Here is a 9,901-nt window from a genome sequence, read left to right as displayed (position 1 = left end):
TTTAAGCAACAATGCAAGAAAAAATCCAACGCGCATAAGGCTGTTTATTAGGACAGCTGGCAGGTGATGAACTAGGTAGTTTGGTAGAATTTTTATCGCCAGAAATAATTTGCAAAAAATACCCCAATGGTGTTCGCAAATTATAAGATGGCGGCACTTGGGATACCATTGCAGGTCAACCGACAGATGATTCTGAAATGGCTTTATTGCTAGCACGCTACTTAGTGAAAACAGGTACTTATAATGCGAAAGCGATGCAAAATGCTTATCTGTTTTGGCTTAATTCGCAACCATTTGATTGTGGAATGACCATTGCTTCTGCGCTGTTAGGGAGAAAAAATCCCAATAGTCAAGCGAATGGCGCTTTGATGCGCATTAGTCCTTTAGGGATTTTAGGGCAAATTATCCACTGGCAACCGTGGCAGACTGAGCAATACAAGATGCTCAACTGACTCATCCGAATCCTGTTTGCTTACAAGCAAATGCACTAATGGCTATCGCCGAAGCCATTAATCAAAATACCGATGCTAAGACGTTGTTTATTAAAATCAAACATTGGGCTCAGGCGTTGGCAGTCGACGATTTATTACTCCAAGCTATTGAAGAATCAGAGATTGCCCCACCAAAAGATTACATTACTCAACAGGGTTGGGTGATCATTGCCTTTCACAATATGCTATGGCAGTTGCAACACGCTGAAAGTCTTGAAAGCAGTGTGATTGATACCGTAATGCGTGGTGGGGATACGGATACCAACGCCGCCATTTGTGGCGCACTACTGGGAGCAGTTTATGGCATTAAAGCCATTCCAGAACAATGGCTAACAGCGATTTTAAACTGTCGCCCTTCTATGGATCTTCCTTCTGTAAAACGACCTCGCCCTGAATGCTTTTGGCCAGTCGATGCGTTAGAATTAGCTGAGCAACTTGTTAACCCGAGTTAAAAAAATTGATAGGTTGTATTCGATAGCTAGATCAAGGTTGCTTTAACTAATTGTTTAAAATAGAAAACTTAATACTATTCGAATTCTTTTAAATAAAGCTCGAAGTGAGTTTTCAAAATATTATTAAAATTGTTTCTATGCTATTATCCTACCAAAAACAAAAAAACCTTGGGCGAAAACCCAAGGTTTTTATCAACATAAAGTGCGGTGGAAAATTATAAAATTTCTTTCGCTTTAGCCACTACGTTTTCTACGGTGAAGCCAAATAGTTTGAATAATTCACCGGCTGGGGCAGATTCACCAAAGGTGTTCATTCCCACAATGCGTCCGCCGAAGCCAACGTATTTGTACCAGAACTCACTAATGCCCGCTTCAACTGCAACACGTTTGGTTACGCTGCTTGGTAATACGCTTTCGCGGTAGGCTTCATCTTGTTTGTCAAACACGTTAGTGGAAGGCATTGATACCACACGGATTTTTTTGCCTTCTTGACGAAGTTGGTCCGCCGCTTTCACCACTAATTCTACTTCAGAACCTGTCGCAATGAAGATTAAATCTGGTGTACCTTCGCTATCGGTTAAGATATAACCACCGCGCGCCACATCAGCCAATTGTGCAGGCGTTCTGTCCATTTGAGTAAGATTTTGACGACTGAAAATCATCGCACTCGGGCCATCTTTACGCTCAATCGCAGCTTTCCACGCAACCGCCGATTCCACTTGGTCACACGGACGCCACGTTTCTAAATTTGGAATTAAACGTAAAGACGCTGTTTGCTCCACTGGTTGGTGTGTCGGGCCGTCTTCCCCTAAGCCGATAGAATCGTGGGTGTACACGAAAAGCACGCGTTGTTTCATTAACGCCGCCATTCTCACGGCATTATGGGCATATTCCATAAACATTAAGAAGGTTGCGCCATAAGGAATGAAGCCGCCGTGTAAGGCAATTCCGTTCATAATGGCAGACATACCAAATTCACGCACGCCGTAGTTAATGTAGTTTCCATCTTGATTTTCCGTTGCACGAATTGGGCGAGAGCCAGACCAGAGAGTTAAATTTGATCCCGCTAAGTCTGCCGAACCACCTAAAAACTCTGGCAGTAATGGCGCATAGGCTTCAATGGCATTTTGTGATGCTTTGCGGCTTGCAATGCTTGCTGGGTTAGCTTGTAATTTTTCAACAAACGCTTGGCTTTCTTGCGCCCAATTTGCTGGCAATTCACCACTTAAACGGCGTTCAAGCTCTGCGCTTAATTCTGGATAGGCTTGGCTATATGCTGTCCATTTTTCATTCCACGCTTGCTCTGCTTGTTTGCCTTTTTCTTTGGCGTCCCATTGGGCATAAATTTCCGTAGGAATTTCAAACGGTGCGTAGTTCCAACCTAAATTTTTACGCGTTAAAGCGATTTCTTCATCACCTAATGGCGCACCGTGGCTGTCGTGCGAGCCGGCTTTGTTTGGTGAACCAAAACCAATGGTAGTTTTACAGATAATCAAGGTTGGACGCGCTTTTTCTGCTTGCGCTTGTTTAATGGCTTCCGCAATGGCTTCTGGATTATGTCCATCAATTTGACCAATCACTTGCCAGTTATAGGCTTCAAAACGTTCTTTGGTGTTATCGGTGAACCAGCCGTCCACTTCACCATCAATAGAAATATTGTTGTCGTCATAGAACGCAATTAATTTGCCTAAACCTAAGGTTCCAGCTAATGAGCAAGCTTCGTGAGAAATCCCTTCCATTAAACAACCATCGCCTAAGAACGCGTAAGTGTAGTGGTTGATAACATCGTGGCCTGGGCGGTTAAATTGTGCCGCTAAAGTTTTCTCGGCAATCGCCATTCCTACCGCATTGGTAATACCCTGACCTAATGGCCCTGTGGTGGTTTCTACACCAGGTGCATAGCCATATTCTGGGTGGCCAGGGGTTTTAGAATGTAATTGACGGAATTGTTGTAAATCTGAAATGGTTAAATCATAGCCCGTTAAATGTAAAAGGCTGTAAATTAACATTGAACCGTGTCCATTTGATAACACAAATCTATCGCGGTTTGACCATTTTGGATTGGTTGGATTATGCACTAAAAAATCACGCCATAATACTTCGGCAATGTCCGCCATTCCCATCGGCGCGCCCGGATGCCCTGATTTGGCTTTCTGCACCGCATCCATACTTAAAAAACGAATAGCATTCGCTAACTCTTTTCGATTCGACATTTTTGTTCTCCTAATTATAAAGTTATCAAATGTAAAAGGGATTGGGGCTATTCTACTCCATTTATTGTGAAAAAATAGCAATTAATTTGATTAGTTTTTCTAGGTTTTATCGTGATTCAAAAAGAAACCAAACATTGATGTTTGGTTTCTTGTGAAGAATAAAAATCAATCATTAAGACCAGTAATGATCAATTTCTGCCAATATTGCCTCTGCAGTTGCTTGGCCTTTTTCTCCGACTAATGCTCTACCAGCAATAAAGGCTTTCACGTTGTTAATCTCTCTAAAAAGATGAATGTCTTGCGGCACGATTCCACCAGTAATAGAGACAGCAAAACCAAGAGAAGAAAGCTGTTTCATTAATTGAAGATCCTCTGCTGTCCAGCTTTTTCCGGCTAATTCTGCATCTCTTGAACGATGATAAATCGCCTGGGTGACTCCGAGAGCTAGCCATTGCTTTGCATCTTCTAATGTCCAATTACCATAAAGCTCTATTTGAATTTCTTTTTTCACTTTAAGTGCTGGATGAGCTGCATTAAATTCATCCGCAATTTGCTTACAGCTTGCCTTAGTTGCTGGATGTGCGGCAGCAGAGACTGTGAGCCAGTCAGCACCTGCTTCAAAAGCCATTTTAGCAAGAATTGCACCACCATCAGTGGTTTTCAGATCGCAAACAATAATATGATCAGGGTAAAGAGCCCTCAAAACTTTGACTGCTCTCATCCCTTCCGCACAAGCTAAAATCGTCCCAACTTCAATCACATCTACAAAAGGGGCTGCTTGCTTAGCATCTATAAGTGCTTTTTCTAGATTTAACGCATCAAGTGCGATTTGTAATAAAGGTTTTGCCATCATTGTCCCCTTCTTATTGCCCATAATACGCATTCTTACCGTGTTTACGGAGATAATGTTTATCCAATAATTCTTGCTGCATTGGCGTTAAATTCGGGTTAAGTTGGCGGCTGAATAAATTCATATAACCAATTTCTTCTAACACCACCGCATTATGTACGGCATTATCTGAGTCAGTTCCCCAAGCAAAAGGGCCATGGGAATGGACTAATACAGCAGGGACATCTTTCGCCTCAATTTTGCGATTACGGAAGGTTTCGACAATCACCTTGCCGGTTTCCAGTTCATACTCGCCTGCAATTTCTTCTGGCGTCATTTTTCTTGTACAAGGAATACTGCCATAGAAATAATCGGCGTGTGTGGTGCCCGCGGCAATTAAATCTAACCCTGCTTGTGCCCAAATGGTGGCGTGGCGCGAATGGGTATGCACAATGCCACCAATTTCAGGAAATTGGCGATATAATTCCAAATGCGTTGCGGTATCAGAGGACGGTTTTTTCGTTCCCCACACGCGTTCGCCTGTATTCACATCCACAATCACAATATCATCGGCGGTCATGGTTTCATAATCTACACCCGAAGGTTTAATCGCCACTAATCCTGAAGTGCGGTCAATTTCACTGACATTTCCCCAAGTGAAAGTGACTAGATGGTGTTTTGGTAAAGCCAAGTTGGCCTGTAAGACTTTTTCGCGTAATTCCGCTAGCATGGGAAGCCTCCTTCTTGCATTTTTTGTTCAATAAAACGGCGTGCTTTGATGATTTCTTCAATCGGCTCTTGGGCTTTTTCTGTCCACATTTCAATCAAGAAAGCACCTCGATAATTAAGTTCAGCAAGGGTTTTAAAGCAGGTCACAAAATCCACACAGCCCTCACCAAATGGCATATCACGGAATTGCCCTGCACAGGTTTCTGTGACTTTATAAGTATCTTTCAAATGAATCGCAGAAATCTTGTCGATGCCTAATTTCAATTCCTCTACCACATTGTCATTCCAGGCAGACAGGTTGCCGAGGTCTGGATACACGGTAAACCAAGGGGAGCGAATAATGTCATCCCATTTTTTCCAACGCGTAATGGAGCTCATAAATTGCGTATCCATAATTTCCATAGAGAGGGTTACTTGATTACTTGCTGCTAACTCAACCGCCCATTCCATTCCTTGCTGAAAGCGCTCAAGCGTACCTTCATCTTGCTCTTCGTAATACACATCATAGCCTGCCAGTTGTATGGTGCGAATACCAATATCTACCGCCAGTTGAATCGCTTTTTCCATGATTTCATAGGCTTTTTGGCGTGTAGCTTCATCGTGGCTGCCAAAAGGAAAGCGGCGATGCCCTGAAAGGCACATAGAGGGAATCGTCACGCCGGTATTGATGATAGTTTGCACCAGTTCAAGGCGCTGTGCTTTTGTCCAATCTAAGCGGCTGAGGCGTTCATCGCTTTCATCAATGGAGATTTCCACAAAATCAAAGCCACAGGCTTTGGCGATGGAAAGTCTATCTTGCCAGCTGATATGTTTAGGTAAGGCTTTTTCATAAATGCCTAATTTGTGTTTTCTCATTTTGTTTTCCTAATAAAATTAGTGAAATTTTGACCGCACTTTGATTTATAACAAAGATTGTAATGCGGAAACAAACTGTTGATAACGCTGATATTTTTTCTGATAAATAGCAAAGTTTTGCGTATTTGGTATAAAGCATTGTTGTTTCGCAGTGAATGGCATTGCACGCCCTTGAGTCCCCTCCATTGCCATCATTGCCGCACCAAGGCACCCTGTTTCTTCAATGGCTGGAACTTCAATTTTCATTCCCGTGAGATCAGCGAGCATTTGCATCCATACTTGCGATTTGGCTGGCCCACCGGTAATGCGTAACACTTGCGTATTTGGAAAACGTTGCAACATTCGATCAAGGTGGTACTTCATACTGAATAACACCCCTTCATAGATAGCTTGAAACAGATGCATTTTGTTATGATGGGATTGGATCCCATAGAATCCTGATTTCATTCCTAGCCCTGCATTTGAACCATATAAAAATGGCACAAAAAGCACCGCACTTTCGGTTATAGGTAATTCATCAATACCATCATTGATCGCCTGATAGCTGAGATTTCCCCACTCTTTTACAAACCATTCAAGATTACCCGCCGATGTTGGGCTAGCTTCGTGGATAATAAATTTTCCTTCTTGCGCATAGCGTCCATAGACAAATGGAAGGCTTTGGCGATCATCAATATGATCCGTTACCCCACTCACTACAGACCAAGTTCCTAGCACCACATTTAATTTCGTTTCATCATCTAAACCCGCACAAAGTGCCGTAGAAACCACATCAAACAGCCCGCCCACTACGGGGGTGCCTTGTGCTAATCCGGTTAGTTGTGCTGCTTGTTCATTGACATAACCAGCAATTTGATTTGCTTTGACGATCGGCGGAAATTTTTCCGTAATCCCCGGCAAGCCAAGTAATTTGGCTAATTCAGGATCGTATTGCTGGGTGTTGATATTGTATAAATTGGATTCTGAAATATTGGTTTCTTCGCAAAATAGCTCCCCAGTTAGACAGAAACGCAAATAATCGTGTGACATCAACACGGCACCGATATTGGCATAACGTTCAGGCTCATTTTCCTTAAGCCAACGTAAAATCGAAACGGGGTGTCCAGTCCATAAAGTTTGGCGTGTTATTGGATAAAGCTGTTCTGGGATACCTGCTTGTTGCCATTGTTTGACGATGTCTAGTGAACGTTGATCTGAGGAAAGAATTCCACGCCCAAGAGGTTGATTTTGCTGATCTAACAAGAATGCCCCTTTCCCTTGTGCAGAAATTCCTACACCTTTAATTTCTGTGGCAGATACTCCACTTTGTTCAATGGTTTTCTTGATTACCTTGGCACAAATTTGCCATAACTGCGGCATATCACGCTCAGCATACCCTGCTTGTTCACTGATGAGTGGTACGTTTTCTCGCACACAAGCCAACATCGTGCCGAATTCATCAAATAATGCGGCTTTAATAAAAGTGCCACCACAATCGATGCCTAAATAGTAAGTCATTTATGCTCTCCCAAAGATAAAAAGCGGTCGAAAAATCTCGAAAATTTCGACCGCACTTTGATTATTGTGCTAACGCATCAATTTCTTTCACGAGTTGATCACCGTGTTTGTCGATAAATGATTTACGCACATCCGCTTCGATAATGGCTTTGAACGGTGCGGTATCAACCTTCTCAATCACTTCAACACCTGCTTTCCGTAAATTAGCTACGATTTCTTGCTCATTTTTGACATTAAGGTCGCGTTGATATTGCCCCGCTTCTTTTGCGGCATCTAAGATAGCTTGTTGCAACTCAGCGCTAAGCCCATCAAATTTTGCTTTATTCATTACAACGATTAATGGAGTGTAACCGTGATTGGTTTGGCTCAAATATTTTTGCACTTCATAAAGTTTAGCAGACCAGAAAATGCCAATTGGATGTTCTTGTGCATCTACCGCGCGAGTTTCAAGAGCGGTATAAAGCTCTGAAAGCGGCATTGGTACTGGGTTTGCTCCTAGCAGTGTAAAGGCCTGAATATACATCGGATTTTGGTTAGTACGCACTTTTAGCCCTTTAATATCTTCAGGTTTCGTGACAGGATGTTTTGAGTTTGAGAAAGCACGGAAACCCACGTCCCAGAACGCTAAACCTTTTAGCCCCTGTGCTTCAAGGTCTTTTAATAAACCCTGTCCAATTTCACCATCAAGCACTTTATAAACGTGTTCGCGATCTTTAAAGATGAATGGAATATCAATCACGTTTAATTTTGGCTCTAGCCCAGTAAAGTTTGGTGAACCAGACATTTCAATATCAATGGTACCGCCACGCACTGCGCTAATCATTGTTTGCGCATTACCTAAGGTGCTGTCAGGAAATAGGCTTAATTTCAATTCACCTTTTGTTTTCTCTTTTAATAGCTCATTAAATTTTTTCGCAGCAATATGTTGAGTATCACTACGCGGTGCTTCATAACCAAAACGTAATGTGGTTGCAGCATTAACTGCAGTTGAAGTCAACATCACTGCGCTAGTCACTAATGTGGCTAAGGTTTTTAAATTAAATAGTTTCATAATAATCTCCTTGGATTTTGATTAAGGTTGCATCCACGAAAGTGGTGTCAAAATAAGTGATGGAACAAAAATAAAGGCAAATAATAAGACAATCATCATTAGCATATAAGGCAAGATACCTTTGGCCGCCTCGTCAAAAGGAAGTTTTGACACGCCAGTAATTACATTCAATACATTGCCCACAGGTGGTGTAATTAAACCAATAGAGGTATTTAAGATAAACAATACGCCAAAATACACAGGATCAATGCCTGCTTCTTCAACGAGAGGCATTAGCACAGGGGTTAAGATAAGGACGGTTGGCGTAAGATCCATTACCATTCCGACAACAAAAACTACAAGCATAATGACAATAAGTAGTAACGTTGGGGATTCAATTAACGGCTCTAATAATTCTGTAATCATTTGTGGTAATTCTGCGATGGTGATTAGCCAACCTGTAACATTTGCCGCTGCAACTAACAGCATTACTACTGCTGTGGTTTTACCTGCTGAAAGTAGCACTTTGTACAATGCACTAATTTTCAGTTCTCGATAAATAAAGATTGCCACAAATAAAGCATAAAATGCCGCAACAGCTCCCGCTTCCGTTGGGGTAAAAATACCAAGACGGAAACCACCAATGATAATAACGGGTAATAGCAATGCCCATATACTATTTTTAAAGGAAATACAGAGTTCTTGTTTGGTTGCTTTAGAGAATGTCATTAGGTTTAAGCGTTTAGCCTGCCACCACCAAAGTGCCGCTAAACAACTCCCCATTAACACGCCTGGGAAAATACCTGCTAAAAAGAGCTTGGTGATGGAAACACCGCTCGCTACGCCAAACACAATGAACGGAATTGATGGCGGGATAATTGGCGCAATGATACCAGCGGTACCAATTAAACCAGCTGAACGCCCTAAGGGATAACCGGTTGTCTTCATCATTGGCAAGAGCATTGCAGCAACGGCTGCGGTATCAGCCACGGCAGAACCTGATAAGCTCGCCATAATCATCGCCGCTAAAATCGCTACAAAACCTAGACCACCGCGTTTATGCCCAACCAATTTCATTGGCAAATCAATAATTCGTTTTGATAATCCCCCTTCATTCATAATTTCACCGGCAAGAATAAAGAATGGGATCGCCATTAATGAAAAGCTATCTGCACCACTCACAATTTGTTGTGCCAAGATTTGTGCATCAAATAAATCTAAATGAATCATCAAGGCAATGCCACAAATTAATAAAGAGAAGGCAACAGGAATGCCTAAAATGATGGCACCAAGTAACACAGAAAGGAAGATAATAACGGTCATTGAATTTCTCCTTTCACTAACAAACTCGCATTCGCACAAATACGCGTGATAAGTAACACCCCAATAAACACTCCCGCTACAACGCTGGCGAGATAGGTGATCCCTTGTGGCAATCCTGAAATTGGTGCTAAATTACTTAGATTAAGCTGAAATTGTGTCCAGCCACCGACAACTATCAAATAGCAACAGAACAACATCGCACCGTCAGTAACTAGACTTAAACAATGGCGTTTATATGCTGAAAGTTTGCTGGTTAGAATAGTAACGCTGACGTGTTGATTGTCATTAAACGCAAGAATTGCACCTAGAAATGTGAGCCACACGAATAAATAACGGGAAACTTCTTCTGTAATATTAATGCTACTGTTGAAACCATAGCGTAATACCACATTGAGGAAAACCAAGCACGACATAGTAGCAAGGATAGCCACAACAGTAATGCTGAGTATTTTAGCTATAACATTAACGAGAGATTTCATTTT

Annotated in this window: 9 protein-coding genes and 1 pseudogene; 2 read left to right on the top strand and 8 right to left on the bottom strand. The window is 42.1% G+C overall.

Going from position 1 to position 9,901, the window contains the following annotated elements:
* Nucleotides 1-161: 161 nt before the first annotated feature.
* Nucleotides 162-452, top strand: a pseudogene (locus tag ACLS0A_RS06805) (ADP-ribosylglycohydrolase family protein); the annotation flags it as partial.
* Between the two features lie 38 nt (nt 453-490).
* On the top strand, nt 491-943 hold the full coding sequence (locus ACLS0A_RS06800) for an ADP-ribosylglycohydrolase family protein (protein ID WP_416082827.1): 453 nt from the start codon (nt 491-493) through the stop codon (nt 941-943).
* Nucleotides 944-1,158: 215 nt separating this feature from the next.
* On the opposite strand, the gene tkt is transcribed toward ACLS0A_RS06800, so the two are convergent.
* From tkt to ACLS0A_RS06760, 8 genes are all read right to left on the bottom strand, one after another.
* Complete coding sequence (gene tkt / locus ACLS0A_RS06795) at nt 1,159-3,171, bottom strand: transketolase (protein ID WP_416082829.1); 2,013 nt, start codon at nt 3,169-3,171, stop codon at nt 1,159-1,161.
* Between the two features lie 157 nt (nt 3,172-3,328).
* Nucleotides 3,329-4,006, bottom strand: coding sequence for a 3-keto-L-gulonate-6-phosphate decarboxylase UlaD (locus ACLS0A_RS06790; protein WP_416082828.1), 678 nt, complete (start codon nt 4,004-4,006; stop codon nt 3,329-3,331).
* A 13-nt stretch (nt 4,007-4,019) separates the two neighbouring features.
* The gene (gene araD / locus ACLS0A_RS06785; protein ID WP_416082826.1) at nt 4,020-4,715 is read right to left on the bottom strand and encodes an L-ribulose-5-phosphate 4-epimerase; all 696 of its coding nucleotides are present in this window, start codon (nt 4,713-4,715) and stop codon (nt 4,020-4,022) included.
* A complete protein-coding gene (locus ACLS0A_RS06780; protein ID WP_416082825.1) occupies nt 4,709-5,569 on the bottom strand; it encodes an L-ribulose-5-phosphate 3-epimerase in 861 nt (286 codons plus the stop codon). The genes araD and ACLS0A_RS06780 overlap by 7 nt, the downstream gene beginning before the upstream one ends.
* 45 nt (nt 5,570-5,614) lie before the next feature.
* A complete protein-coding gene (locus tag ACLS0A_RS06775; protein ID WP_416082824.1) occupies nt 5,615-7,066 on the bottom strand; it encodes an FGGY-family carbohydrate kinase in 1,452 nt (483 codons plus the stop codon).
* Nucleotides 7,067-7,127: 61 nt separating this feature from the next.
* A complete protein-coding gene (locus tag ACLS0A_RS06770; protein WP_416082823.1) occupies nt 7,128-8,117 on the bottom strand; it encodes a TRAP transporter substrate-binding protein in 990 nt (329 codons plus the stop codon).
* A 21-nt stretch (nt 8,118-8,138) separates the two neighbouring features.
* Nucleotides 8,139-9,419, bottom strand: coding sequence for a TRAP transporter large permease subunit (locus ACLS0A_RS06765; RefSeq protein ID WP_103853532.1), 1,281 nt, complete (start codon nt 9,417-9,419; stop codon nt 8,139-8,141).
* Nucleotides 9,416-9,898 carry a TRAP transporter small permease subunit gene (locus tag ACLS0A_RS06760; protein ID WP_416082822.1) on the bottom strand — a complete coding sequence of 161 codons (483 nt, stop codon included), beginning with the start codon at nt 9,896-9,898 and terminating at the stop codon, nt 9,416-9,418. The genes ACLS0A_RS06765 and ACLS0A_RS06760 overlap by 4 nt, the downstream gene beginning before the upstream one ends.
* Nucleotides 9,899-9,901: the final 3 nt, after the last annotated feature.

The sequence above is a fragment of the Avibacterium volantium genome (assembly GCF_049366555.1).
GTDB classification, from domain to species: domain Bacteria; phylum Pseudomonadota; class Gammaproteobacteria; order Enterobacterales; family Pasteurellaceae; genus Avibacterium; species Avibacterium volantium_A.
The sequence above is the reverse complement of the archived record's forward strand: the minus strand, read 5'-3'. Positions and strand labels throughout refer to the sequence as shown.